We start from the raw sequence: 25,448 nt of genomic DNA, 5'->3' as shown, positions 1-25,448 counted from the left end.
TGAGTCCGGTGGGAATGGCCTGGTTGATGGTCAGGTGGATGGGAGCCGCGTCGATGGTGATGGCGATGTCCTTTTCATTGGTCTCCATGGAGGAGACGATGGCGTCGGTGAGCTCCTTCAGGTAGACGTCGAAGGAAATCTCCGAGAGATTTTCGTTCTGATAGAGCTTTCTCGTGGATGAGGGCGATGGAATTGATACGCATCTGGCTTTCCTGGAGCACGTTCCGCGCCCCCTCCGAGGAGGCGTTATAGGACTGCAGCTCAAGCAGGCCCGTGATAACCGCCAGGTTGTTCTTCACGCGATGGTGGATCTCGGCCAGCAGCACCTCTTTTTCGCGCAGGGATTTCTTGATCTTCGCCTCGGCCTGCTTCTGGTCGGTGATATCCACATACATGCCGTAAATGGCGATGGTTTCCCCCTTGACGGTGACGGGCACCCCGTAGATGAGCACGTCCACCATGCGACCCTCCCTGGTAATCCGGCGTGCGGTCATGTTGGAAGTAACGCCCTGGAAAATGGTGCGGGACAGCTCGCTGCGCCTGTTCGTAGGTCCTCATCCGGGACAATGAGCCGGTCGATGTCGGTGCCGCTGGCTTCCTCGGCGGAATAGCCGAAGAGCTCGACGAAGGATTCGTTGACGTGGCGGATCTCCTGGTTTTCGTCCATCATGGCGATAGCGATGGGCGAATTCTGGAAGAGCTGTCGGAAGAGCTCCTCGTTCTTGCGCAGCTGCTCCTCGACCTCGTGCTGCGCGCTGATGTCCCGGCTGATGGCGATCACCACCTCCTCCCCGAAGTAGGTGCCCGGACTCAGGATTACCTTCTCCGGGAAGACCTCCCCGTTCTTGCGCTTGCCCCACTGCGTGAACTCCACGACCTCCCCGTCAAGGGCCTGCTGGAAGTAGTCGTGGGCCTCGTCCAGGTCCACCCGATCCGAGGCCAGGAAGTCGGGCGTGCTGCCGATGAGGCGTTCCTTGGAATAGCCGTTCAGCTCCACGGCGCTCTGGTTGACCTCAATAAACCTGCCATTGCGATTCTGGATATAGATGGCATCACTGATGGAATCGAACAGATCCTGGAAGCTCTCCACGCTGGCCCGGTAACGGCGCAGGGCCAGCTTGGTGTCGGTGATGTCCAGCAGAGTGCCAATGATGGCAGGCTTGCCAAAATAGGTGATAGCCGTTCCGTAGACGTTTACGTGAATGATCTGCCCGTCGCGCGTCACCCCGCGGAAGTCATATTCCAGGGCCTTGGACTCCCCCTTGAGGCGGCGCCGGATGTTGGTTTTGACGGTCTCCCGGTCGTCGAGATGGGTCAGGTCCATGGGACTCAGCTTGTTCTCAATGTCCTCCTTCTTGTAGTGGAAAATGGAGGCGAGTTTGGGGTTCACGTACTTGAAAATCCCGTCCTGTATAAGGTAGACGCCTACCAGCGACTCTTCGGAGAGTGCGCGAAAAAGATACTCCGACTCCTTGCGATCGGAGATATCATGCACCAGCGAGTTGATCGAGACCAGCTCGCCCACCTCGTCGTACACCATCGAATTGTACCACTCACAGATGAGGATCTTGCCGGACTTCGTGCGCACTCTTCCCTCGATGGTGTAGCCAGGCTTCCTGACTGTCAGATAGCGCTGGTCGATCACCTGGTAGGCTTTCTCCAGCTCCTCCTCATGGACAAAACGGTCGAAAAAGGCCTCCACTCCCACCACCTCCTCCTCGCGCCAGCCGAAGAGCTCCTCCGCCTTCTCCGACCACGTACGCACCTTCTTATCGGGATCCCACTCGATTTCCGCCAGCGGACCGTTGTCGCGGTGGGTGTCCACCTGCGGGAACCTGTGCCGGTCCCGCTCGCCATCCTCCACCAGTTCCGTTACCTCGTGGGCAACGACCAGCTTCACGGGTTTGCCCTGGTGATTAAACACGTGGTAGGTGAACTGCACGTAGAACTCCTCCCCGGAGCGGGTGGAATGCTTCCAGATCTTGTCTACCGAATTGTCCGCTTCCAATCCGCCGACAAGCTCGGTGCGTTTGCGCTTGGTGCCCAGATCGTTGACGTTCATCGACAGGAATTCCTCCCGGCTGTAGCCATAGCGCTCGACCGCCGACTCGTTGACGTCCACAATGTCCAGGGTCTTGTGATCTAGTACAAACAGGGGACGCCTGTCAAAAAAGGAATGCCGGTTGCTCATGTAAAGCCGCTGCGTTGCCTGTATACTCCTACATCGTCAGCGGGCTCAAAGGCCCGCTCAACCAATCACTTGTGCGGTTATCGTCCTTCGCGTAAGTGGAGACTTTAGGTCATCCGTAGGTACTTCAGAATACTATAGGAGAGATGATCCATTTAATAATAATAAAGTCCCATAACAAATGAAGGGATAACCTATAATTGGTCCTGTCGCTCTGCCTCATTTTTTATATTTTTACGGGCTCCAATTTTAATGTATTCCATACCAACGCAACCGGCCGCATGGCAGAGCAGATTACCATTACCTTTCCCGACGGCAGCAGCAAGGACTTTCCCAGCGGAACCACAGGCCGCGAGGTGGCCGAATCCATCTCCAAGGGACTAGCCCGCGAGGCGCTCAGCATCACCCTGGACAATGAGGTCCTCGATCTGTCGCGTCCCCTCGAACAGGGCGGCGAGATCACCATCAACACCTGGAATACCGAAGACGGGAAGTACGCCTTCTGGCACTCTTCGGCCCATCTGCTGGCGGAGGCCGTGCAGGAGCTCTACCCGGAAGCCAAATTCGGCATCGGTCCCCCCATCGAAAACGGCTTTTACTACGACATCGACTTCGGCGACACCGAGGTGGGCGAGGGCGACTTCGAGCGTATTGAGGAGAAGATGATCGAACGGGCCCGCAACAAATCGGAATTTATCCGCCGCAAGGTAAGCAAGAAGGAGGCGCGCGCTTTCTACGAAGAGCGCGGCAACCCCTACAAGCTGGAGCTAATCGAGGAGCTGGAGGAGGGCACCATCACCTTCTACGAGCAGGGCGAATTTACCGACCTCTGCAAGGGCCCCCACATCCCGCATACGGGCGACATCAAGGCCGTCAAGCTCACGGGCATATCCGGCGCCTACTGGCGCGGGGACGTCGACAGCAGGCAGCTCACCCGCATCTACGGCATCAGCTTTCCCAAGCAGAAACTCCTGGAGGAGCACCTGCAGCAGGTGGAGGAGGCCAAAAAGCGCGACCACCGCAAGTTGGGCAAACAGCTGGGACTGTTTATGATGGATCCCATGGTGGGCCAGGGCCTGCCGATCTGGAAGCCCAAGGGCACCATCCTTCGCATGGAGCTTGAAAGTTTCTTAAAGGAAGAGCTGTTAAAGCGTGGCTACAAGGAAGTTATCACCCCCCATATCGGCAGTATTAAGCTCTACGAAACCAGCGGGCACTATCCCTACTACAAGGATTCGCAGTACCCGCCCATGGAGGTAGAGGGCGAGCCGTATATGCTCAAACCCATGAACTGCCCGCACCACCACCGCATCTACGCCTCGGAGCTGCGCTCCTACCGCGACCTGCCCATACGCCTGGCGGAATTCGGATCGGTCTACCGTTTCGAGCAGTCGGGCGAGCTGAGCGGACTGTCACGCGTGCGCGGCTTCACCCAGGACGACGCCCACATCTACTGTACCGAAGCTCAGCTGCACGACGAGCTTGTCAACGCCATCGACCTGACGCAGCTGGTCTTCAAGACCTTCGACATGCCGGTCAAGACGCGCCTCTCCTTCCGCGACCCGGCGGACGCCGGCAAGTATGCCGGTGAGGCGGAGATGTGGGACCGCGCCGAGCAGTCCATCCGCGAGGTGGCCGAAAGTATGGAACTGGACTACTTCGAAGCCAAAGGCGAGGCCAGCTTCTACGGTCCCAAAATCGATTTTATCATCCGCGACGCCATCGGACGAAAATGGCAGCTGGGCACTGTGCAGGTGGACTACGTGATGCCGGAGCGATTCGACCTAACCTATATGGGCTCCGACAACGAGAAGCACCGTCCGGTAATCATACACCGCGCGCCCTTCGGATCCATGGAACGTTTCGTGAGTATCCTGATTGAGCATTTCGCGGGCGACTTCCCCGTGTGGCTGGCCCCCGTCCAGGTGGCTATCCTGCCCATCTCCGATGATATCAATCCCTACGCCGAATACCTGCATGGAGCCCTGGCCAAACGCGGCATCCGCGTGGAGCTCGACGACCGGAGCGAAAAACTGGGCGGAAAAATTCGGGAAGCTGAAACGAGCAAGATTCCATATATGTTAATAGTGGGCGACGAGGAGCAGAACGAAGGCACCGTGTCGATCCGCCGACATCGCGAGGGCGACATCGGCACCTTTGAATTTTCTGAATTTATTTCTAATCTCACTACGGAGATCGAACAGAAAACCAATCCGAGTCACGACGACGAATAATCCCTAATTTAAGTACAGAGGTAACTATCGCCAGAAGCAGAAGACCACGTCCCCGGGGCCACGATGACCGCCCCAACGTCAATGACGAAATACGACATTCAAAAGTGAGGGTCATCAAACCTGATGAGGAGCACGAGATCGTGGATATCGACCGCGCCATTGAGATCGCGCAGTCCTTCGATCTCGACCTTGTTGAAGTCGCATCCAACGCACGGCCGCCTGTCTGCAAGGTGATCGACTTTGGAAAGTACATGTACGAAAGGAAAAAGAAGGAGAAGGAGGCCAAGAAGAAGCAGCACACCGTCCAGGTCAAGGAGCTCCGTTTCCGGCCCAACACCGACGACCACGACCTTGAGTTCAAGACCCGCCACGCCCGGGAGTTCCTGGAGAGCGGCGACAAGGTTAAGGCTACCGTGCAATTTCGCGGCCGCGACATGCTCCACACTGATCGGGGAAAGAAGGTATTGGTGGACTTGGCCGAGGAACTCTCCGACATCAGCGAGATCGAGTCTCAGCCCAATCTGGAGGGCCGACGCATGATCATGATGCTCTCCCCCAACAAGAAGGGCGGCTGAAGTCTCCGCGTACCTCGTAAAAACCCGCCCCGGCTGTTTACTCTGCCGGGAAAGTTCCCTATCTTGCGGTTCTGAACGGCAATCGCCAACAGAAATACCTTATAGGTGATCCTATTATGCCTAAGATGAAATCCAACAGTGGGGCCAAGAAGCGCTTCAAGAAAACCGGCTCCGGCAAGATCAAACGCAAAAAAGCCGGCAAGCGTCACATCCTCACCAAGAAACGCAGCAAGCGGAAACGCAAACTCGGCCAGGACACTCTTGTTGACAAAACCAACAAGAAGTCCGTCGAACAGATGATTCCGTACAAGTAAGCCAATACTAACCTCCTAACACAGACAAAATGCCACGTTCCACCAACAATGTGGCTTCCCGTCGCCGTCGCCGCAAGATACTCCAGCAGGCGAAAGGTTACTGGGGCAAACGCAAGAATGTGTACACCATCGCGAAGAACGCGGTCGAGAAGGGACTGCTATACCAGTACCGAGACCGCAAGGTTCGCAAACGTGAATTCCGCAAACTGTGGATCACACGCATCAACGCCGCAGCCCGTCAGAACGGCTCGACCTATTCCAGGTTGATGGGAGCCTTCAACAAAAACGACATCCAGATCAACCGGAAAATGCTGGCGGACATTGCCGTCCGCGATCCCGAGACCTTTACCGCGCTCGTGGAAGAGGTCGAAAGCTGATCCGCATCTCCTTTTTCAAGGACCGATTCCACTACCGGCCCGCGCCGGGAGGGAATCGGTTTTTTTATTGATGCGCACGGGGGAATTAAATAGTTTTCGCCTTTATTTACCCCGCAGGCACCCGCACCAGATCCCCGCACGTACATGCTATCCGACATCCGATCCCTGGAAGAGGAGATCAGGGAACGTACCATAGACAACGAAGACGAACTGGAAGCCTTCCGCCTGGAATTTCTCTCCCGCAAGGGCAAGGTGCAGGCCATGTTCGGGCACATGGGCGAGGTGCCCAAGGAAGACCGCGCCGAGGTGGGCAAGGCCATGAACCGCGTCAAGAACCTGGCCGAGGAGACCTTCGAAGAGGCCAAGGCTGCCCTGCAGCGCGGCGAAACCTCCTCGGCATCGGCGACGGACGACCTGACCCTGCCCCCTCCTCCCTCTCCGGCCGGCTCCTGGCATCCTCTCACCAAGACCTTGGAGGAGATGAAGCGCATCTTCTACCGCCTGGGCTTTGACATTGCGGACGGACCGGAGATCGAAGACGATTTCCACAACTTCACGGCGCTTAACTTCCCGCCCAACCATCCGGCCCGCGATGAGCAGGATACTTTTTTTATACGCCGTGGGGAGGGCGAGGCGGAGGACCTGGTGCTGCGCACCCACACCTCCCCCGTGCAGATACGTCTGATGCAGGAGCAGGAGCCGCCCATACGCGCCATCATCCCCGGGCGGGTCTACCGCAACGAGGCCGTCACTCCAAAATCCTATTTCCTTTTCCACCAGGTGGAGGCGCTCTATGTAGACACCGACGTGTCGGTGGCCGAGCTGAAGGAGACCCTCATCACCTTCGCCAGGCTCATGTTTGGCAGCGATGTTCGCTACCGCCTGCGTCCCGGCTTCTTCCCCTTCACCGAACCCAGCCTGGAGATGGACATCTGGTGGGAGACCGACGAGGGGGGACGGTGGCTTGAGATCCTGGGCGCCGGCATGGTCGATCCCAACGTCTTCGATGCCGCGGGCGTCGATTCCAAAACCTATACCGGCTACGCTTGGGGCATGGGTGTGGAACGCATCGCCATTCTGCGCCACGGCATAGAGGACATCCGCGTCTTCTATAACAACGACCAGCGTTTCCTCGAGCAATTTCACTGAGTTTAAGCTTCCGTTTCGCATGAACCTATCCTACAACTGGCTCACCGAACTGATCGATCTGTCCCTTTCGCCGGAGGAGACGGCCGAGAAGCTGACCCTCATCGGACTGGAGGTGGAGGAGGTGCGTCCCTACGGCACTTCCCTGGAGGGCGTGGTGGTCGGCAAGGTGGAGGAGGTGCGCGATCATCCCAATGCCGACCGCCTGCGCATCTGCCGGGTGGACGCCGGCGCCGGCGAGCCCCGGCAGATTATCTGCGGAGCCGACAACGTGGCAGCCGGACAGGCCGTGCCCGTGGCCACCGTTGGCACCACCCTCCCCGTGACCGACGAAAAGGGGGAGTACCTCACCATCCGAAAGGCCAAAATTCGCGGGGAGTCCTCCGAGGGCATGATCTGCGCGGAGGACGAACTGGGACTGGGAACGGGTCACGAGGGCATCATGGTGCTCGACACCTCGGCTGCCCCGGGCACGCCCCTGAGGGAGGTGCTTGACCTCTACACCGACACCGTCATCGACATCGCCATCACGCCCAACCGGCCCGACGCCACCAGCCACGTCGGCGTGGCACGGGACCTGGCAGCGGCCCTGGACCTTGATTTCGAGCTCCCCTACGCGGCGGATTTCAGCGAAGCGGAGCCGCTGGAGAAGTTCGACATCTCTATTAAAAATCCTGAAAAATGCCACCGCTACGTGGGAAAGGCGGTCAGCGGCGTGACCGTCGGCGAGTCTCCGGCCTGGCTGAAGAACCGCCTGCTTGCCCTGGGCGTGCGTCCGGTGAACAACGTGGTGGACGCCACCAACTGGGTGATGCTCGAGACCGGCCAGCCCCTGCACGCCTTTGACCGCGGGCAGCTGCGCGGCGACGCCATCGTGGTGCGCGATTACGAGGAGGCGGTCACTTTTGAAACGCTCGACCACGTCAAGCGCAACTGCGCCCCCGGCACCCTCTTCATCTGCGACGGCGAAGCTCCGGTAGCCATCGCAGGCGTCATGGGCGGGGTGGACTCGGAGGTCTCCGAAGGCACCACCGAACTTCTGATCGAGAGCGCCTGGTTCGAGCCGGGCACCATCCGCCGCACCGCCAAGGAGCAGAACCTGCAGACGGATGCCTCCTACCGCTTCGAGCGGGGCGTGGACCCCAACCTGCAACGGGCCGCCGCCGAGCGCGCAGCCGCGCTCATCGCAGATATTTCCGGGGGAAAAGTCTCCGGGGGCTGCAGCGACGTGCACCCCGTGCCCCACGAACACCGGGAGATCACCCTGCGCGCCTCCTACGTAAACCGCCTGCTGGGCACCGGATTCGGCACGGAGGAGATCAGCGAAATTCTTGACGGACTGGGGCTTCAGATATCGGCCGGAGACCCCGGCAGCCTCACCTGCCGCGTACCCTCCTGGCGGCCCGACCTGGAACGCGAAGTAGACCTGGTGGAGGAGGTTGGACGCCTCTACGACTACAACAACATCGAGCCTCCCTCCCACATCCGCATCACCCCCCCGCAGCCCCTCAGCGAATGGGAGAAGCTGCAGTCGCGAGCCAGCGAGGTGGCCCGCGCCCTGCGCTACCGCGAGATCTACACCAATTCCCTGATGCCGGAAGCCGACGCCCGCAGACTGGGCGACCTGGACGAGATGATCCACACGCTGAATCCCATATCGCAGGACATGACCACCCTGCGTCCCTCCCTGCTCTACGGCTTTCTCACCTCGGCCGCCTACAACTTCAACCGCAAAGCCAACAGCGTACGCTTTTTCGAAGTGGGACACGTCTTCTCCGGCGGAGAGGGCACCTGGTACCCCGGTGTCGACGAGGAGGTGCACCTTCTTATGGGACTGGGAGGCTGGAAGAGCATCGAGCATTGGAACAGCGAGCCCGAGCACTACGACTTTTTCGACCTGAAAGGTGACGTGGAGCACATGCTCCGCCAGATGGACGTGCCGCAGTGGACCGCCGAAGCGGATTCGGGCGACCGCCTGCACTACCGGTCCGGCGGGCAGCGTCTGGGCACCCTCTTCCGCATCGCCCCCGCCCTGTTGTCGGATTACGAGATCGAACGGCCCTGTTTCGCCGCCGAATTCTCCCTGGAGGCCATCCACGAGGCGCGACGGGCCGCAAAGCCCGGCGAAAGCGCCTACCGACCCGTCTCGATCTACCCTCCCTTCGAGTTCGATTTTGCCGTAGTGGTGAATGCCTCCGTGGCCGCGGGCGACCTGCTGGAAGTGATTCGCATGGAGGCCGGTGAATCGCTGCGCGACCTTCAGGTCTTCGATGTCTTTGAAGGGGAATCCATCGGCGAGGAGAACAAGAGCCTGGCCTTCCGCCTGAACTTCGTCGACGAAAATAAAACGTTGACTATCAAAGACGTAGAGCCTATAATCAATAAAGTGCTTAAAGAGCTGGAGACAAGGTTTTCAGCCCAACTGCGATCCTAGGAGGCCGCTTGCTGACCGACGACAACCCATACCAGGAACGCTTCCACGCCCTGCTGGAGAAGATTCGCGGGGAGGTGACCGGCCTACGGGAACGTATAGGCGAGCTGGAGGAGGAGAACCAGGAGCTCCGGGACGAACTGGACAACCGCGAGCACCGCGATCCCGACATCTTTGCCGCCCTAGACGAGACCGAACGTATGTCCATGCACCACCAGGTGCTGGGACTCATCTCCAAAATCGACCAACACCTGGACGAGGAGGGCGAAGAATGAAGTCGATCAAGATTACCATCCTCGGAAAACAGTATCCCCTCAAGGTGGAAGACTCGGAGGTGGAGGCCATGATCCGCATCTCCCAGTACGTGGACGAGAAGTTCAAGCAGTACAAGAAGGAGCTTAGCAAGCAGCCCGAAACCACCGTTATGGTGCTGGCCGCCCTGAGCATCGCCGAAGAGCTTTTCGAGGAGCGCCGTCGCAACCGCGAGCTGAACCAGCAGGAAGACAAGGTGCTGAAAAACGTCAACAGCGCCCTGGAAAAATTCGTGGATGAAATCGAGGCGGAAGCGTAGACCCGTTCCGAAACCCGGTCTCTTTTTCGTACCTTGTCCGCCTCCTCTCGAGGCTTTTTTTATGTAATACCATTTTCGATGTCTAGTAAACACCTCAATATTCTTTTTGTAGGCGACATTGTGGGCGAACCGGGCCTCCGTCTGCTGGAAACCGTCCTGCCCTCCCTCATCGACAAGCACGAGGCCGACTTTGTGGTTGCCAACGGAGAGAACTCCCATAAGGGCAAGGGCATCAACCGCCAGATCATAAAAAAACTCTATGACCTCGGGGTCCATGTAATCACCGGCGGCAACCACTCCTTCGCCAAGTACAAGGTCTTCGACTACATGAAGACCGACCCCAACATCCTTCGTCCCCTTAACTATCCACGCGGCAATCCGGGCTACGGCTATGTGGTCCGCGAGGTACCCGGCCGCGATCACAAAATCGGTGTGCTCAACCTGCAGGGACGCACCTATATGCAGGACATCGACGACCCCTTCGGCACGGCCGACTGGGCCCTGGAGCGTATCAGTGAAGAGACCGACATGGTCTTTGTGGATTTCCACGCCGAGGCCACGGCCGAAAAGCTGGCCATGGCCTGGCACCTGGACGGCCGCGCCTCGGTTTTCGTAGGCACCCACACGCACGTGCCCACCAACGATGCACGCATCTTTCCCAAAGGCCTGGGCTACATCACCGACGCCGGCATGACCGGCTCCTTCGATTCGGTGCTGGGCATGGACACCGAGACCTCCCTGAAACGCTTCAAGCTGGGCACACCCCACCGCTACAAGCTGGCCGACGGAAACAACCATCTCTGCGGCCTGCTGGCCCGGGTGGATCCCCAAAGTGCTTCCTGCACCTACGTGGAACCCATCATCTACCCTCCTTTTGAGATGTCCGCCTCCACCGGCGACCCCGGTACCGGGGAGGTCGACAGCAACAACGACCCTTCCAACGACGGCGACGATGGCTGAACCCGACGAGATCCTTACCGGTACCGACATCACCAAGACCTATCCCAGCAAGACGGGCGGGGGGGACCTGCTGGTGCTGGACAAGATCTCCATCTCCATTGCGCGCGGCTCGGTGGCCTCGGTGGTGGGCTCCAGCGGCTGCGGCAAAAGCACGCTGCTGCATATTCTCGGGGGACTCGACCGGCCCGATTCGGGTACGGTGAACTGGGACGGGCGGGCCATCTACGACATGAGTCAGGACGAGTTGGCCTCTTTCCGCAACCGAAGGCTGGGCTTTGTATTTCAATTTCATCACCTCCTGCCGGAGTTCACCGCCCTTGAAAACGTGATGATGCCGGCACTCATTGCCGATGAGGATTTCGGTCAGGCAAGTGATCGCGCCATGGCCCTGCTGGATCGTTTTGGCATACCCGGCCGCGCCGAACACCGGCCCACCCAGCTCTCCGGCGGTGAGCAGCAGCGCGTAGCCATGGCCCGCGCCCTTATGAACGATCCCGCCCTCATCCTGGCTGACGAGCCCACCGGCAACCTGGACGAGCGCAACACCGAGATCCTGCTCTCCATGCTTTTCGAGCTGCGCGATAAAGATGGCGTGAGCATTCTGCTCATAACCCACGAAAAGGAGATCGCCGCCCGCTGCGATGTGGTGCACGAGCTCAGCCAAGGTACCCTCAGCTGAAAGCCTTTCTTTTGGTAATCACTCAAAAGAATCCTAATTTTGGCCTCTCTAAAATCAGCCTGAACCCGCACACGCACCATGTCGAAGAGATTAACCAAGGAACAACTGGAAAGCGATCCCCTGGCGGATTCGTACGAAAAAGTACAGTATTTCTACCAGCAGAATAAGGCGGCCGTCATCGGGGGCATCATTGCCTTCCTGCTCATCGTGGGCGGGGGCGTGGGCTACTACTTTTACCACCAGTCACAGGAGCGGCAGGCCGCCAACCTGATGACCAACGCCGAAACGGCATTCCTGCAGGGCAACTACCAGGTGGCCCTCACCGGCTCGGAAGCGCAGTTCACCGTCGGCTTTGAGCAGATCATCAACAACTACGGCGGCACCGACGCCGGCAACCTGGCCCGCTACTACGCTGCCGTCTGCCACTTCAACATGGGCAACTACCAGCAGGCCCTCTCCAACATACAGCGCTTCGAGGTGCCGGAAGGCATCATGGGCGTGTCCCCCCTCTCCTTTCACGCGGTCATACTGACCGAGCTGGGCAACCATTCCGAGGCCGCCGACATTTACGTGCGCGCCGCGGAATGGGAAGTCAACTCATCCACCACTCCCTACAACTATATGGAGGCCGCCCACGCTTATCGCGACGCGGGCAATACCGAGCAGGCGCGCCGCTACGCCCAGATGATCATTGACGAATACCCCGAAAGCAGCCAGGTCGCCCAGGCCGAGCGCTTCCTGGGCATGCTCGCGGCCGACGGCTGACCCGCTACAGCTCCCGTATCTTAATATTACGGAAGTTGACGGTATCGCCGTGGTCCTGCAGGCCGATGTAGCCTTCACGCGCGTCCCCGAACTCCGGATGGTCCACAAACTTGCTGTTGCGCAGCATCTCGTACCACTCCGGGGTCCAGCGCTCGTACTCCAACACTTTTTCCCCGTTCTGCCAGTGCTCCACCAGGGAACCTTTGATCACGATGCGCGCGCTGTTCCACTCCCCGTGCGGATGGGCGTTCTGGGGCTGGGCAGGAAGAAGGTCGTACAGGGAGCCGGCCATGCGGTTGCCGTCCTCCCCGCGCGTGGCGTCGGGATGGTTTTCATTGTCCAGGATCTGCATTTCGGGGGCTGACCAGTAGATGGGCTGCGTGGGCTGCTCGATGGCGTGGTAGAACACCCCGCTATTTCCGGCCTCCTCCACCCGCCACTCCAGCTTCAGTTCGAAGTCAGCGTACTGCTCGGTGGTGATGATATCACCGCCGCCCTCCCCGGGATGGATGGTGAGCATGCCGTCGGTGGTCCAGCCCTGCTGGGGGAAGCTCTCCTCGTTATAGCCCCGCCAGCCTTCGCTGGAGGAGCCGTCAAAAAGCAGCTGCCAGCCCTCCTGGCGCTCCTCATCGGTGAGGGTGTTGTGTTCCTGTCCGTATCCCATGGTGCAGGTGCTTAGCGTTAGGATCATCAGGGGTAGTAAAAGCTTGTATCTCATGGTGGTCGGAATGCCGTGAATGTACGTTATTTTGTAAAGTTTCAGGTCGCCCCGAAGGTGAGGCCAGGCCGTCCGCTTCAGCTCTCCTCGTAGCTGACGCCCACGTGCTCGCAGGCCTCATCGCTGCAGCCGTCCCAGCTGGTGGCCATGTTGCCGATGTAGCCGATGTCGTCGATGCCCGTTTCCGACGACCAGAAGCCGCTGGCGGTCAGGTCGCGCATGCGGTTGAAGAAGCGTACCCCGGGCTCCATGCCGGGCTCGGCGTCCTCCGGCCAGGCAATCTGTTCGAGCATGGCGTGTTTCTGCTCCTCCGTGCAGTCGACGAAATTGCCGCCGAACTGCTTGCGGCACTGCGCGTCCAGCCAGTTGAGTCCCCCGCGTATGGGCGTCTGGTTGCCCGGGCGGTCGAGCATCATGAAATCGATGAACTCAGGCACCCCCGCCTCCTCGGCGTTGCCGGAGCGCTCGTCGGCGGGAATGATCATATTGGTGAGCTGGCGCACAGTTTCGAATTCGTGCTCGGTAAAAAAGGAGCGGTTCCACATCTCCAGGTCCTCCGGCGAGACCCCCTCTCCGAAGGGGTTATTGGCGGGATTTTCCGGAGAGTTCTGGCAGCCGGTCATGGTGAGTCCCACCGTCGCAAAGGAGGCGAGGGTGAGGGTCTTAAGGGCTTCCCGGCGCGTAAAGGTGCTGCCTCCGGCGCCGGACGTACGGTCTGCGCCTCCCCTGCCGCCGGATGCTCCGCTCCTGCGGGCATTTGTGCTGCTGTTTCCCCGGCTGTGGTGTCGCTCTTCCCTAGGCTTGTCTTCCATAATGTCGTGCCTTATAGGCTGTTAAAGGTTTCCCTGGTTGCGCTGTTCGACCATATACTCTGAGGCCCGCATCGAGAGGGCCAGGATGGTCCAGGTCGGGTTCTTGTGCGGCTGGGAGACGAAGGGTCCCCCGTCCACCACAAAGAGGTTGTCCACGTCGTGGGCCTGGCCGTACTCGTTGACCACCGAGCTGGAGGGATCCTCGCCCATGCGGGTGACTCCCACCTCGTGGATGATCTGTCCCGGGGCCGTGATGCCGTAGCCCTGCTCCCGCGAGGGCATATCGCCTCCCAGGATGGTTCCACCCATCTCCTCGATGAGTTCGCGATAGGTCAGCTGCATGTGGCGCACCTGTTTGTACTCCTCCTCGCTCCAGTTGTAGTGGAAACGCAGCACGGGAATACCCCACTGGTCCACCGTATCGGGATCGATTTCGCAGTAGTTATCCTCATAGGCGATGGACTCACCCCGGCCGCTGAAGCCGATGACCGAGCCGTAAAAGCGCCGGTAGTCCTCCTTGAGCTGCTGTCCGTAGCCCCCTCCGCCCTTCTCGCGCTCGCCGCCGTCGCCGTCGCCGAACATGCCGTTGTAATTCTGGATGCCGCCCATGAAGCCGTAGCTGGGCATGCCGCGGCCGCCCCAGATCTCCGTATGGTAGCCGCGGGGGAAGTCGGTGTTGGCCTGCTGCAGCCACCAGGGCATGTAGAGGTGCATGCCTCCCACCCCGTCCTCGTTATGTGCCGGCATATCGAAGAGCTGCGGAAAGATGCCCGCCACGGAGGTTCCCGTAGAGTCCATCAGGTACTTGCCCACCGTGTCGCTTGAATTGGCCAGCCCGTTGGGATGCTGCGCGGACTTGGAGTTGAGCAACAGGCGGGCCGATTCGCAGGCGCTGGCGGCCAGTACCACAATGCGCGCCTTCACCTGGTACTCCTTCTTGTCAGGCTTGTGCACGTAGGAGAGGCCGGTGGCGCGTCCGTTGCCGTCGGTGAGCACCTCGCGCACCATGGCGTGGTTGATGATCTCAAGGTTGCCGGTTTCCAGGGCCGGGGGCAGCAGCACCGAGGGGGTGGAGAAATTGGAGTGGGTGGAGCAACTGCGGTTGCACTGGCTGCAGTAGTGGCAGGCGGCCCGCCCGTTGAGGGGCTTGGTCAGGATGGAGAGCCGCGAGGGGATGCAGGGAATGCCCATGCGGTCGCAAGCCTCCTTCACCTTCAGCTCATAGCAGCGCGGCTTGGGCGGAGGCTGGAAGATGCCGCCCGGCTCGTTATAAATGCCCTCATTGGTGCCAAAAATGCCGATCTCACGGTCCAGACGGTCGTAGTAGGGCTTGATATCCTCGTAGGATATGGGCCAGTCGTCCCCGTGTCCGTCCACGCTTCGGGCCTTGAAGTCCTCCGGCCCGAAGCGGAGGGAAATGCGTCCCCAGTGGTTGGTGCGTCCCCCCAGCATGCGCGCGCGGAACCACGCGAAATTGGTGCCCGGGGCGGTGGTGTAGGGCTCACCCTCCAGGTTGAAGCCCCCGTAGCAGGCGTCGAACTCCCCGAACTCCTGTTCGGGGATGCTGGCGCCGCGGCGCGGGGACTCGTACGGCCATTTGAACATGGCAAACTCCTCGGAGTCGAACCAGGGGCCGGCCTCCAGCATCACCACATCGGCGCCCGACTCGGCGAGCACCTTGGCGGCCATGCCGCCTCCAGCGCCCGATCCCACGATGGCCACGTCGTATTCCTTGGTACCCTGTTGGATATACATCTAATCTTCCTCGCCTATGGCTTGTTCTGCGTTAATAAGAAGCTGTTTGGTGGCCCGTATACCCTCGGTCTCACTCAGCCTGCTCCCCTCGTATTCGATGCCGATATGGCCGGTGTAGCCCGCATCGCGGATGATGCGCAGCATGCGCGGGTAGTCGATGGTGGTTTCGTTGCCTTCCTCGTCAAAGTCGTAACTCTTGGCGCTTACCGCGCGGGCGTAGGGCATGAGCTCCTCCACCCCCCGGTAACGGTCGTAACGCTCTTCGGCGCTGATGCGAAAGTTGCCGAAGTCGGGGAGGGTGCCGCAGCGGGGATGGCCTACCTGCTCCATCACCCCGGCCAGCCAGGCCCCGTCGGACGACCAGCCCCCGTGGTTCTCCACCAGCACGTTAATGTTCGCCCCCGCGGCGTATTCGGTGAGGGCGCCGAGTCCCTGTACGGCGGCGTCGGCCACAGCCTGTCGGCTGCCGTTCCCGGCGGCATTCACCCGTATGGAATGGCAGCCCAGGTAGGCGGCCGCATCCACCCATTTGTAGTGGTTCTCGACGGCGGTCCGCCGCTCATCCGGATCGGTATGGGCCAGCGGGCCCTCCAGATCACACATGATGAGTTGGCTGGAGACTCCGGCGTCTCCGGCCCGGGTGCGGAGCTCCGAGAGGTAGTCCATGTCTTCCGCGCGGTCGATAAAAAACTGGTTCACATATTCCACGGCGTCAATGCCGAACTTCTCGCGGGCGTAGGCGGGAAAGGCCAGGTTGTCCAGCTCCCCGGATCGCAGCATGCGGTGCAGCGACCATTGGGCCAGGGAAATGGAAAAGAAGGGCTCGCGGGCAGCAGGCGTGCAGGCGGACGCAGGCGTCAGCATGGCGCCGGCCAGCGTCCACCCCAGAGCCGAGATAAAATTCCTGCGGCTTATGGGGCGGCCGGGGGAGGTGAGATCTTTCAATGTTGCTTGGTTCTCTGTGGACATCCTCCGCAATAAATAAATTAATCATGCAGAATTCCACCCTTACCGACCACTTTCCGGCACCTTAAATGTTAAAATGTTAAATAAATGGGGCGCAGTTGACAAGTACCGTTACTTTGTGTTCTTTTTTTCTCGATTGAACTAATAATCTAAAGCATTAGGCATGGCCACCAGACAGCACGTAGGCAACGAGGATGTCGACCGCAGAAGTCTATTCATAGGAAGCTGTATCGCGCTGATCGCCACCTCGGTAGCCTTTGCCACAGTGGGCGACGTTATGGGCGCCCTCAAGGAGGAATTTGTCCTCACCAACCTGCAGGTGGGCTACATCGGCGGCGCCGCCCTCTGGGGTTTCGCCGTCTCCAACATCATTTTCGCCCCTCTCTGCGACAATCTGGGCATGCGATTTCTGGTGCGGCTTGCCTTCCTGGGACATGTGGCGGGTGTGGCGGTCATGATCTTCGCCACCGGCTTCACCATGCTCTTCGCCGGGGCGCTCATCATTGCCATGGGCAACGGGCTGGTGGAGGCCGCCTGCAATCCGCTGGTAGCCACCCTCTACCCCGACGACAAGACGGTCAAGCTGAACCAGTTCCATGTCTGGTTTCCAGGCGGGGCGGTGATCGGGGGACTCGCCGCCTACGCTCTTACCCAGCTGGGTATAGGGTCCTGGGAACTGAAGCTGGCCCTCATCCTGGTACCCACCGCCGTCTACGGCTACATGCTGCTCTTCCGACTCTTTCCCGACACCGAGGGGGTGCAGTCGGGCGTATCCATGGGCGAGATGTTCAAGGCCACCTTTACCTCCCCCATCTTTCTGCTCATGCTCTTCTGCATGGCACTGACGGCGTCTATTGAACTTGGACCCAACCGATGGGTGCCAGCCGTACTGCAAGCGGGCGGCATACCGGGCATTCTGGTGCTCGTCTGGATCAGCGGGCTGATGGCCGTGCTGCGCTATTTCGCTAAAAATACGGTCACCCGCCTCTCGCCCATCGGCATTCTCTTCTTTTCCTCGGTGGTGTCGGGCATAGGCCTCTACTGGCTCAGCTATGCCGAAACCGCGCTTATGGCCTTCCTCTCAGCCACCGTCTTCGCCGTGGGCGTCACCTACTTCTGGCCCACCATGCTTGGATTTGTCAATGAACGCGTGCCCCGAACGGGAGCGCTGGGACTTGGACTGATGGGCGGCATGGGCATGGCCGTGGTGGGACTCGTCACCGCTCCCCTGATGGGTGATATCGCAGACAGCTACGCTCCCGACCGCATGCCCTTCCAGGAGACGCGCGCCGTGATGCAGCAGACCGTGGATGAATTTCCTTCCCTCGCCCTTCGCCAGGGTATTACCGAGTACGATATTCAGAACGCGGTGGACCTGGCCGGGCAAGCCCTGGCGGGCATAGACGAGAACACGCAGGAGCTCCCTCCCCTGGAAACCGCCAACGCCCTGCGCGCCATTGTCAGTACGGGCGTGGACAATCCCACGGTGTCCCGGGCTCAAGAAATCCTGGGTCGTGCCGATAACTACGGGGGACGCATGTCCTTCCGCTGGGTTGCGCCGGTATCGCTGGTCCTCATGCTCATCTTTGGAGGCATCTGGTACCGCGACAGGCGCAGAGATGCGGCCTGAACCGTCCCATCGCCCTTATGAGGCCCTATGGTGGGTCAATAATTAGATTTTTTTATGGTACTTAACTAAAATCTAATTGCGCATCTAGGGCAATCTCCTTTATTTGGGGTCGAAGCATCGTGCTTCAATGGCTTGCTACGGGTATGTGAGCCAACATACAGATCTGCGAAGGTCTTGCGCTGCACGCGCGTAGCAGGCCTCCATCTCCCGTTACGGGTACGGAGGTTCCTATGAAAAAATTACTGTCAGGACTCATCAGTCTGCTCGCCTGCCTATTTTTTATCGACAGCTTCGGGGGCGATCTTAACACTCTGGAGCGGGCGGGACGGATGGTGCTGCTTATTTTCTACGTGACCAGCGGCCTGCTGATCATGCAGATCCGTTTCCAATCCGACGATTTCAAGCAGGAGCTGATCCTGACCGCCGGCTGCATGGGCGGCATGTTTCTGCTCTTCGGGGTAAGTTTCATCCCCTTTCCCCTGCACGCCGCTCTTTGGGCCTTCACCACCCTTGCGCTTTTCAACTTCGTGCGTGACCGCTGCCCGGCCGGGGACTCCATGAACGACGTCCCGCGCGCTCACGCCCCCCGTGAGATCGACATCCGGGCCTGAGCGTGGGTCTCCCCTTCCGCATCCCCCGCTGCTGCCTCACCCTGGGCGGAATCTGCCTGGCTGCCCTGCTGCTCGCCTCCTGCGCAACCGGACCACCTGACGGGGAGGTCCCGGCACGCCTGATGAGTTATAACATTCGCTACGACAATCCCGGAGACGGCGTGAACCGGTGGGAGCTTCGCAGAGATCGTCTTGTGGGACTGATCCGCCTCCACGAACCGCACTTTCTGGGCGTTCAGGAGGCCCTGCATCATCAGCTTGCCTGGCTCGACGGGGAGCTCCCCGAGATGGCATGGATCGGGGTGGGACGCGACGACGGCGAACAGGCCGGTGAGTATTCGGCCATTCTCTACGACTCCACGCGTTTTGAGCTGGTAGAGGACAGCGACAGCACTCTCTGGCTCTCCCTCACGCCGGGCGTAACGGGCAGCCGCGGGTGGGACGCGGCCCTGCCCCGCATCCTGACCTTCGGCACCTTTCGCGAACGGGAGAGCGGGCGCCGCATCATGGTGTTCAACACCCACTTTGACCACCGGGGAGACACCGCCCGGGCCGGGAGCGCCCGCCTGATCGCCGAAACGGTGGAGCGGATGGCCGGCCCGGAAGGACTTCCGGCCGTGGTGACGGGCGATTTTAACGCCACACCCGACAGCGAGCCCTACGACCGGCTTACCGGAGGCGGGCTGCGGGATGCCTTCACGGAGAGCGAAACGCCGCACGTGGGTCCCCTCTTCACCTTCGAGGGTTTTGAGGTTGGAGGCTCGGAAAATCCACGGCGCATCGACTACATCTTCGTAAACGGGGAAGTCACCGTACGCTCGCACGCCATTCTGAGCACCTACCGCGACCGGCGCTACCCCTCGGACCACCTGCCGGTGGTGGCGGATCTCTCCTTTTAGACCAACCGCATAAACCGCGACAGCGGATGACCTGGAACGTAGAATACCGGGATTAATCTCCCTTCTCCAGGGCCTCAATGGCTATCAACAAATCTTCCGGGCCATATACCGGGATGTCGGCCTTGATAAATCCGTCCGCTTTAGAAAAACATCCAGGAACACATTCGTATCGAAGAGAATCTTCATTTGAGGTATTTCTCTTCGAGATGGCTTCTGTAATCATCCTCTCCCAATTCCGTGTCTTTAAGAATTCCGGCAAACGAAGAAGTTACGGGGGGTAGATCCGATTTTCCCGGCGAAGACTTGGATTCAATAAGTGCGAAATAATCGGCTACCATCTGTGAAACGGAAGTTCCCCTCTCCGCGGCACGCTTTTTCGCCCGCTTGATCAACGAATCTTCCATTCGGAGCGTCAACTTGCTTTTCATAAGCTTGACGTATGATTTTTTCTTTAATATACGTCAAGGTTCCCGTCAAGTACAAATAAAATACGGGTTTACATATTCCGCCGGTACTGCCCGCCCACCTCATAGAGGGCTTCCGATATCTGTCCCAGTGACGCCACCTTGACGGTCTCCATAAGCTCTTCGAAGATGTTGCCACCCTGACGGGCGGTCTCCTTCAGGCTTTTGAGGGCCGTCTTCGAATCCGGCTCGTTTCGGTTCCAAAATGCCTCCAGGCTGGCAATCTGCTGCTCCTTCTCTTCGGTGGTCGACCGGATCAGGTCCACCTTCTTCTCCTGCCCGTCGTCCCCCTCCTCTTCGTCCTCCTTCAGAAAGGTGTTCACGCCGACGATAGGTTTCTCTCCGCTGTGCTTGAGGGACTCGTAGTGCAGGCTCTCGTCCTGAATCTTGCCGCGCTGATACATGTTCTCCATGGCGCCCAGCACGCCGCCCCGTTCGGTCAGGCGGTCGAATTCGCTCAGGATGGCCTCCTCCACCAGGTCGGTCAGCTCCTCGATGAAATAGGAGCCCTGGTTGATGTTTTCGTTCATGGCCGTGCCCATCTCCTTGTTGATGATGAGCTGTATGGCCAGGGCGCGTCGCACCGACTCCTCCGTGGGTGTCGTGATCGCCTCGTCGTAGGCATTGGTGTGCAGAGAGTTGCAGTTATCGTAGATCGCCAGCAGCGCCTGCAGCGTGGTGCGGATGTCGTTGAACTGGATCTCCTTGGCGTGCAGGGAGCGTCCGCTGGTCTGGATATGGTATTTCAGCTTCTGGGAGCGCTCGTTGGCCCCGTACTTCTCGCGCATGGCCACAGCCCAGATGCGCCGGGCCACACGCCCTATGACGGCATACTCCGGGTCGAGGCCGTTGCTGAAAAAGAAGGAGAGGTTATGGGCAAATTCGTCGATATCCAAGCCCCGTGACAGGTAATACTCCACGTAAGTGAATCCGTTGGCCAGGGTGAAAGCCGCCTGGGTGACGGGGTTGGCTCCCGCCTCGGCGATGTGGTAGCCGGAGATGGAGACCGAATAGTAGTTCCGCACCTCCTGTTCGGTGAAATACTCCTGGATGTCGCCCATCATCTTGAGGGCAAACTCCGTGGAAAAGATGCAGGTATTCTGGGCCTGGTCCTCCTTCAGTATATCGGCCTGTACCGTGCCGCGCACGACCTTAAGGGTTCTCTCCTTGATTTTTTCATAGGTCTCGGCATCCACCAGCCTGTCACCGGAAATGCCCAGAAGTCCCAGCCCGAAACCGTCGCTGATAGCGGGCAGATCGCTGTGGTAGGAGGGCGGTTCGGTCCCGCGCTCCTCAAAGTGCTTTTCGATATTCTTTTGGGCCTGCTCCCATTGGCCCTCCTCTCTCAGGTGGCGCTCCACCTCCTGGTCGATGGCCGTATTCATGAACATAGCCAGGATCATCGGCGCAGGGCCGTTGATGGTCATGGAAACGGAGGTCTTGGGGGAGGTAAGCTCGAAACCCGAATAGAGCTTCTTCATGTCGTCCAGCGTGCATATGCTCACGCCCGAGTTGCCCACCTTGCCGTAGATGTCGGGCCGGTGGTCGGGGTCCTCCCCGTAGAGGGTCACCGAGTCGAAGGCCGTAGACAGGCGGGCCGCCGGCATGCCCTCGCTCAGGTAGTGAAACCGCTTGTTGGTCCGCTCGGGGGTGCCCTCCCCGGCGAACATGCGGGTGGGGTCCTCGCCCTCCCTCTTGAAATGGAAGACGCCTGCAGTGAAGGGGTAATAGCCCGGCAGGTTCTCCTTGAGGGCGAATGTAAGGCGCTCGTCGAGCCGCTCGGTTTTGGGCAGGGCCACGCGTGGAATCTTCGTGCCGCTGAGCGATTCGCGGTACATTTCGTTCTCGAAGGTGCGGTCGCGCACCTGCACCTCCACCGTCTCCCGGCGGTAGCGCTCGTAGAGCTCATCCCAGTCCTCCAGGATCTTGCGGCAGCGGCGGTCCAGCCGGCTGCGCCAGTGATCGCGCATCTCCTCCAGCTTGTCTGTAAATGCCTCGCGGCCGTCCGGATCCCATTCCTGCACCTGCTCACGGGTGCCGGTGACCTGCTCCAGCTTCGCCGCAATTTCGGCCTGCTCTTCGGCCCAGGCGTGGTAGTCGCGGAGCGTTTCGGAGATCTCGGAGAGGTACCGCACGCGCTTGCCGGGAATAATGGACTGTCCCTGGATGTCCTCGGCGGGCTCGGGACGGGTGTGGAGGGCGGTCTCCCAGCTGAGGCTGTAGCGCTCGTTGATGCGGTCCACCAGCGCCTTGAACAGTCGATTCACGCCCTCGTCGTTGAACTGGGCGGCGATGGTGGGATAGACCGGCATCTGTTCGGCCTTCAGGTCCCATGCCCCGCGGTTGCGCTTCATCTGCTTGCGCACGTCGCGCAGGGCGTCCTGCGATCCCTTTTTCTCGAACTTGTTCAGCACCACCATCTCGGCCAGGTCGAGCATGTTGATCTTCTCAAGCTGCGTGGCGGCCCCGTACTCGCTGGTCATCACGTAGAGGGGAAGGTCGCAGACATCCACGATCTCGGTGTCGCTCTGCCCGATGCCGCTGGTCTCGATAATCACCAGGTCGAATCCGGCCGTGCGGCAGACCTCGATGGCCCCCTTCACGGCACGGCTGGTGGTGCGGTTGGTGGCGCGGGTGGCCAGGCTGCGCATATAGACCCGTTCGGGGTCGAGACTGTTCATGCGGATGCGGTCGCCCAGCAGCGCCCCGCCGGTACGCACCTTGGAGGGGTCGATGGAGATGATGCCGATGTTCAGGTCATCAAATTCCATCAGAAAACGCCGTACCAGCTCGTCGGTGAGAGAACTCTTGCCGGCGCCCCCGGTGCCCGTAATGCCGATCAGGGGGATGGGATGGCCGTTTTTGCGCGACTCGATGCGATTGCCCTTTCCGTCGACCAGGCCGTCGTCCTCCAGGCGAAGTATATCGCTGCGGTCGTTTTCCAGGGCCGTGATGCAGCGCGCCAGTGTGACGGTGTCGCGCTGCAGGATTTTCTGCGGGTTCACCTCCTCCACTTCGGTGGTGTCGAAGTCGCACTGCTCCAGCATGTGGTTGATCATTCCCTGCAGCCCCATGGTGCTGCCGTCCTCCACCGAAAAGATGCGGGTCACGCCGTAGTCGTGCAGCTCGTCGATCTCATCCTGCACGATCACGCCCCCTCCCCCGCCGAACACCTTGATGTGGGAGGCGCCCAACTCCTCCAGCAGGTCCACCATATAGGTAAAATACTCCATATGCCCGCCCTGGTAGGAGCTCACGGCAATGCCCTGCACGTCTTCCTGGATGGCGCACTCCACAATCTCGCGAACCGAACGGTTGTGTCCCAGGTGTATGACCTCCGCGCCGCTGCTCTGCAAGATACGCCGCATGATGTTGATGCTGGCGTCGTGCCCGTCGAACAGGCTGGCGGCCGTCACAAAGCGAATGTTATTCGTGGCCTCGTAGGGTTCCCGGGGACGGTCTTCGTCCGACCGGTCGGCGGCCTTGTTGTTCTGCTCTCTGGAGGGGGCCGTGGTGGTCTCGTCAGACATGGATTTACGCGTTGAATGCGGGCTGGTTCGCGAAGTTCAGGCTATAAGCCAAAGATAAGGAAAAAGCGGCACATTTTGGAGCCGGCGGGGACGCGGACACTCAGCGCAGACCGAACGACACCGTCACCTCCCCGACGAAACCGCTGCGCAGGGGCACCCCCTGCTGAATAAAATAGGGTTCGGGCGCGGCGTAGGGCTCCACGGTGCCCGGATCCCATTCCCCGTCCCCGTTGCGGTCGTGGTAGACCACCACTCGGTACTCCAGGGGCGGCAGGTCTTCCAGTTCGATGCTTTGCCCGAAGGTGGTATCGGCCACCACGCCCCGCTCCGGGCTGTATAGGCGCAGCCGGTGCCGCCGCGCGAGGGAGGTGTCGGCCGTCTCAACGTAGAGCCCGCCCATGTCGCGCGGCTGCCAGATCTCGGGACTGTAGCGCCGATAAGAGTCTGAAGCGGGATCCCATACCCGGAATTCGTAGTCCACGCCTCCCTGCCAGCTGCCGTCGGGACGCACGGTCAGGCGGTTGCGTTCGGCGCTGCTGCGCGGCTGCCCGGGAACCATCTCCGTGCCGCGGACGATCTTTACCGAATCGACTACGGCCGCGCCCGAAATGGGGGCCGCGTAGACCACCGTCAGCGGCTCGTCCGGGTAGAGTCCGCCGAGGTTCAGCGCGCCCACCACGCGCTGGCGGGTGGTGTCGGCCTGCGCCGAGCCGCCGGTGCGAATGAAAGTGCTGTCGCGCACGTTGCCGGCCTCGTCGGAGATGCCGCGCACGCGGATACCGTAGGATGAGTCGGGGTGCAGGGGACGGACGCTGTGGGCAAAGAGCACGTAGGGATCGGTCGAGGAGACGTAGAGGGCATAGCCCTCGTCAAGGGCGGCCCCCGTCGAATCAGTCACCGTGATCCGAGTTTGTTCGCGCAGGGCCACGTTTTCGCTGAAGCGGAGCCGCAGCCGCTGCCGGCTGAAGAGTCCCACCCCACGCAGGATCGGCGCCGAGGTGTCGGCCCCCGCGACATACAGGGTGGCCAGGGTATCGGAGGCGCCGCGCGCCAGCTGAAGCGACGGTGAGGAAAAGGGCTGCGCGCGCTCGGTGCCGCGGTCCCAGGTTTTGTTGCGGTTACGGTCGTCCACCCAAACCGGCACGTAGCTGTCGGTTCCAAGGTAGGCGAAGCTGAAACGCCCGCTGGTGTCGGTCTCGGACGAATAGACTGCCGGCTCGCTGAAATCCACCGGCTCGCGGTAGAGCAGCACGCGAAAACCAGCGTCCCTCGCTCCCGTCCGGGCGTCACGGATGATCCCGGTGAGGGTGCCCTCGTCGATCTGCGCTCCCGAAGAGACGGCCACTTTTACCGGCTGGGCCATGCTGTTTCCGTTCATGTCGGCCAGTCCGGTGCCGATGCTCACAATAAGGGTGGTGGAGTCGGGCAGGTCGTGCTCCAGCTCCACAGTCACCGACTTTCGTCCCCAGTCCAGGCTGTGCGCCATGCCCAGCTCCGGTTCCAGGGTGAGGGCGCCCTCCAGGGAACCGCGGTTTACGAATTCGGAAAAGCGGAAGGTGATGGAGCGTCCCTCAAAACCGGTGGTGCCCGTCTCCGGCTCCGTGGCCACCACGCGGGGTCCCTCCTGGTCGCGCTCGCCTCCGGTAGGCGCGGTGGGGGTGGCGCAGGAAGCCAGCAGGAGGACCAGCAGCAGGAGCGCCAGGTGGCGCACCGCACGCGGTGAGTCCCTGTGCGCAGACCCTCTTGCATGTGGCGCCCTGGTTGGAGGCATGTCAGTTGGACCCATTTGGGGTTGGGGATTGCGAACGGTCAAATATAGGCCA

At 60.4% G+C, this 25,448-nt stretch carries 23 protein-coding genes; 14 read left to right on the top strand and 9 right to left on the bottom strand.

The window, feature by feature from the left end; genetic code table 11:
* Positions 1–74: 74 nt before the first annotated feature.
* Entirely contained in the window at positions 75–494 is a 420-nt protein-coding gene (locus U5K31_13470) for a histidine kinase dimerization/phosphoacceptor domain -containing protein (protein MDZ7773730.1), read from the bottom strand.
* The gene (locus tag U5K31_13465; protein MDZ7773729.1) at positions 491–2,191 is read right to left on the bottom strand and encodes a PAS domain S-box protein; all 1,701 of its coding nucleotides are present in this window, start codon (positions 2,189–2,191) and stop codon (positions 491–493) included. The genes U5K31_13470 and U5K31_13465 overlap by 4 nt, the downstream gene beginning before the upstream one ends.
* 278 nt (positions 2,192–2,469) lie before the next feature.
* On the opposite strand from U5K31_13465, the gene thrS reads away from it, so the two are divergent.
* From thrS to U5K31_13410, 11 genes are all read left to right on the top strand, one after another.
* Entirely contained in the window at positions 2,470–4,422 is a 1,953-nt protein-coding gene (thrS, locus tag U5K31_13460; GenBank protein MDZ7773728.1) for a threonine--tRNA ligase, read from the top strand.
* A 26-nt stretch (positions 4,423–4,448) separates the two neighbouring features.
* Entirely contained in the window at positions 4,449–4,997 is a 549-nt protein-coding gene (infC, locus tag U5K31_13455; protein ID MDZ7773727.1) for a translation initiation factor IF-3, read from the top strand.
* Positions 4,998–5,113: 116 nt separating this feature from the next.
* Entirely contained in the window at positions 5,114–5,311 is a 198-nt protein-coding gene (gene rpmI, locus U5K31_13450) for a 50S ribosomal protein L35 (GenBank protein MDZ7773726.1), read from the top strand.
* 29 nt (positions 5,312–5,340) lie between these two features.
* A complete protein-coding gene (gene rplT, locus U5K31_13445; GenBank protein ID MDZ7773725.1) occupies positions 5,341–5,688 on the top strand; it encodes a 50S ribosomal protein L20 in 348 nt (115 codons plus the stop codon).
* Between the two features lie 144 nt (positions 5,689–5,832).
* Positions 5,833–6,837, top strand: coding sequence for a phenylalanine--tRNA ligase subunit alpha (pheS, locus tag U5K31_13440; protein ID MDZ7773724.1), 1,005 nt, complete (start codon positions 5,833–5,835; stop codon positions 6,835–6,837).
* A 19-nt stretch (positions 6,838–6,856) separates the two neighbouring features.
* Entirely contained in the window at positions 6,857–9,268 is a 2,412-nt protein-coding gene (gene pheT, locus U5K31_13435) for a phenylalanine--tRNA ligase subunit beta (GenBank protein MDZ7773723.1), read from the top strand.
* 8 nt (positions 9,269–9,276) lie between these two features.
* A complete protein-coding gene (locus U5K31_13430) occupies positions 9,277–9,540 on the top strand; it encodes a hypothetical protein (GenBank protein ID MDZ7773722.1) in 264 nt (87 codons plus the stop codon).
* A complete protein-coding gene (locus U5K31_13425) occupies positions 9,537–9,836 on the top strand; it encodes a cell division protein ZapA (GenBank protein ID MDZ7773721.1) in 300 nt (99 codons plus the stop codon). The genes U5K31_13430 and U5K31_13425 overlap by 4 nt, the downstream gene beginning before the upstream one ends.
* A 78-nt stretch (positions 9,837–9,914) precedes the next feature.
* Positions 9,915–10,796: a TIGR00282 family metallophosphoesterase gene (locus U5K31_13420; GenBank protein ID MDZ7773720.1), complete on the top strand. Its 882-nt coding sequence runs from the start codon at positions 9,915–9,917 to the stop codon at positions 10,794–10,796.
* Positions 10,789–11,475, top strand: a complete 687-nt coding sequence (locus U5K31_13415) for an ABC transporter ATP-binding protein (GenBank protein ID MDZ7773719.1) — start codon at positions 10,789–10,791, stop codon at positions 11,473–11,475. The genes U5K31_13420 and U5K31_13415 overlap by 8 nt, the downstream gene beginning before the upstream one ends.
* A gap of 78 nt (positions 11,476–11,553) precedes the next feature.
* A complete protein-coding gene (locus tag U5K31_13410) occupies positions 11,554–12,240 on the top strand; it encodes a tetratricopeptide repeat protein (protein ID MDZ7773718.1) in 687 nt (228 codons plus the stop codon).
* Positions 12,241–12,244: 4 nt separating this feature from the next.
* Here U5K31_13410 and U5K31_13405 read toward each other — a convergent pair whose 3' ends face one another.
* From U5K31_13405 to U5K31_13390, 4 genes are all read right to left on the bottom strand, one after another.
* Positions 12,245–12,904, bottom strand: coding sequence for a DUF1080 domain-containing protein (locus U5K31_13405; GenBank protein MDZ7773717.1), 660 nt, complete (start codon positions 12,902–12,904; stop codon positions 12,245–12,247).
* 131 nt (positions 12,905–13,035) lie between these two features.
* Positions 13,036–13,770, bottom strand: coding sequence for a gluconate 2-dehydrogenase subunit 3 family protein (locus U5K31_13400; protein MDZ7773716.1), 735 nt, complete (start codon positions 13,768–13,770; stop codon positions 13,036–13,038).
* Positions 13,771–13,791: 21 nt separating this feature from the next.
* A complete protein-coding gene (locus U5K31_13395; GenBank protein MDZ7773715.1) occupies positions 13,792–15,525 on the bottom strand; it encodes a GMC family oxidoreductase in 1,734 nt (577 codons plus the stop codon).
* Positions 15,526–16,470 (bottom strand): sugar phosphate isomerase/epimerase family protein, encoded by a 945-nt coding sequence (locus U5K31_13390; protein MDZ7773714.1) that lies wholly within the window; start codon positions 16,468–16,470, stop codon positions 15,526–15,528.
* 184 nt (positions 16,471–16,654) lie between these two features.
* Here U5K31_13390 and U5K31_13385 point away from each other — a divergent pair, with 184 nt between their 5' ends.
* The 3 genes from U5K31_13385 (at position 16,655) to U5K31_13375 (ending at position 19,631) form a co-directional block, all read left to right on the top strand.
* Positions 16,655–18,121 (top strand): MFS transporter, encoded by a 1,467-nt coding sequence (locus tag U5K31_13385; GenBank protein MDZ7773713.1) that lies wholly within the window; start codon positions 16,655–16,657, stop codon positions 18,119–18,121.
* Positions 18,122–18,351: 230 nt separating this feature from the next.
* A complete protein-coding gene (locus U5K31_13380) occupies positions 18,352–18,732 on the top strand; it encodes a hypothetical protein (GenBank protein MDZ7773712.1) in 381 nt (126 codons plus the stop codon).
* Between the two features lie 2 nt (positions 18,733–18,734).
* Positions 18,735–19,631, top strand: a complete 897-nt coding sequence (locus U5K31_13375) for an endonuclease/exonuclease/phosphatase family protein (protein MDZ7773711.1) — start codon at positions 18,735–18,737, stop codon at positions 19,629–19,631.
* A gap of 182 nt (positions 19,632–19,813) precedes the next feature.
* Here the strand turns inward: U5K31_13375 and U5K31_13370 are convergent, their stop codons facing one another.
* The 3 genes from U5K31_13370 to U5K31_13360 all read right to left on the bottom strand — a co-directional run bounded on the left by U5K31_13370 (position 19,814) and on the right by U5K31_13360 (position 25,336).
* Complete coding sequence (locus tag U5K31_13370; GenBank protein ID MDZ7773710.1) at positions 19,814–20,059, bottom strand: DUF6364 family protein; 246 nt, start codon at positions 20,057–20,059, stop codon at positions 19,814–19,816.
* Between the two features lie 68 nt (positions 20,060–20,127).
* Positions 20,128–23,625 carry a methylmalonyl-CoA mutase family protein gene (locus tag U5K31_13365; GenBank protein MDZ7773709.1) on the bottom strand — a complete coding sequence of 1,166 codons (3,498 nt, stop codon included), beginning with the start codon at positions 23,623–23,625 and terminating at the stop codon, positions 20,128–20,130.
* A gap of 100 nt (positions 23,626–23,725) precedes the next feature.
* Positions 23,726–25,336, bottom strand: coding sequence for an Ig-like domain-containing protein (locus U5K31_13360; GenBank protein ID MDZ7773708.1), 1,611 nt, complete (start codon positions 25,334–25,336; stop codon positions 23,726–23,728).
* Positions 25,337–25,448: the final 112 nt, after the last annotated feature.

It is taken from the genome of Balneolaceae bacterium (genome assembly GCA_034521445.1).
Lineage (GTDB): Bacteria > Bacteroidota > Rhodothermia > Balneolales > Balneolaceae > JAXHMM01.
The sequence above is the reverse complement of the archived record's forward strand: the minus strand, read 5'-3'. Positions and strand labels throughout refer to the sequence as shown.

Coding starts and splice junctions, on each gene's coding strand:
- U5K31_13470 (MDZ7773730.1), bottom strand. CDS start 494: ATGACCGCACGCCGGATTACCAGGGAGGGTCGCATGGTGGACGTGCTC.
- U5K31_13465 (MDZ7773729.1), bottom strand. CDS start 2,191: ATGAGCAACCGGCATTCCTTTTTTGACAGGCGTCCCCTGTTTGTACTA.
- thrS (MDZ7773728.1), top strand. CDS start 2,470: ATGGCAGAGCAGATTACCATTACCTTTCCCGACGGCAGCAGCAAGGAC.
- rpmI (MDZ7773726.1), top strand. CDS start 5,114: ATGCCTAAGATGAAATCCAACAGTGGGGCCAAGAAGCGCTTCAAGAAA.
- rplT (MDZ7773725.1), top strand. CDS start 5,341: ATGCCACGTTCCACCAACAATGTGGCTTCCCGTCGCCGTCGCCGCAAG.
- pheS (MDZ7773724.1), top strand. CDS start 5,833: ATGCTATCCGACATCCGATCCCTGGAAGAGGAGATCAGGGAACGTACC.
- pheT (MDZ7773723.1), top strand. CDS start 6,857: ATGAACCTATCCTACAACTGGCTCACCGAACTGATCGATCTGTCCCTT.
- U5K31_13425 (MDZ7773721.1), top strand. CDS start 9,537: ATGAAGTCGATCAAGATTACCATCCTCGGAAAACAGTATCCCCTCAAG.
- U5K31_13420 (MDZ7773720.1), top strand. CDS start 9,915: ATGTCTAGTAAACACCTCAATATTCTTTTTGTAGGCGACATTGTGGGC.
- U5K31_13415 (MDZ7773719.1), top strand. CDS start 10,789: ATGGCTGAACCCGACGAGATCCTTACCGGTACCGACATCACCAAGACC.
- U5K31_13410 (MDZ7773718.1), top strand. CDS start 11,554: ATGTCGAAGAGATTAACCAAGGAACAACTGGAAAGCGATCCCCTGGCG.
- U5K31_13405 (MDZ7773717.1), bottom strand. CDS start 12,904: ATGGGATACGGACAGGAACACAACACCCTCACCGATGAGGAGCGCCAG.
- U5K31_13400 (MDZ7773716.1), bottom strand. CDS start 13,770: ATGGAAGACAAGCCTAGGGAAGAGCGACACCACAGCCGGGGAAACAGC.
- U5K31_13395 (MDZ7773715.1), bottom strand. CDS start 15,525: ATGTATATCCAACAGGGTACCAAGGAATACGACGTGGCCATCGTGGGA.
- U5K31_13385 (MDZ7773713.1), top strand. CDS start 16,655: ATGGCCACCAGACAGCACGTAGGCAACGAGGATGTCGACCGCAGAAGT.
- U5K31_13380 (MDZ7773712.1), top strand. CDS start 18,352: ATGAAAAAATTACTGTCAGGACTCATCAGTCTGCTCGCCTGCCTATTT.
- U5K31_13370 (MDZ7773710.1), bottom strand. CDS start 20,059: ATGAAAAGCAAGTTGACGCTCCGAATGGAAGATTCGTTGATCAAGCGG.
- U5K31_13365 (MDZ7773709.1), bottom strand. CDS start 23,625: ATGTCTGACGAGACCACCACGGCCCCCTCCAGAGAGCAGAACAACAAG.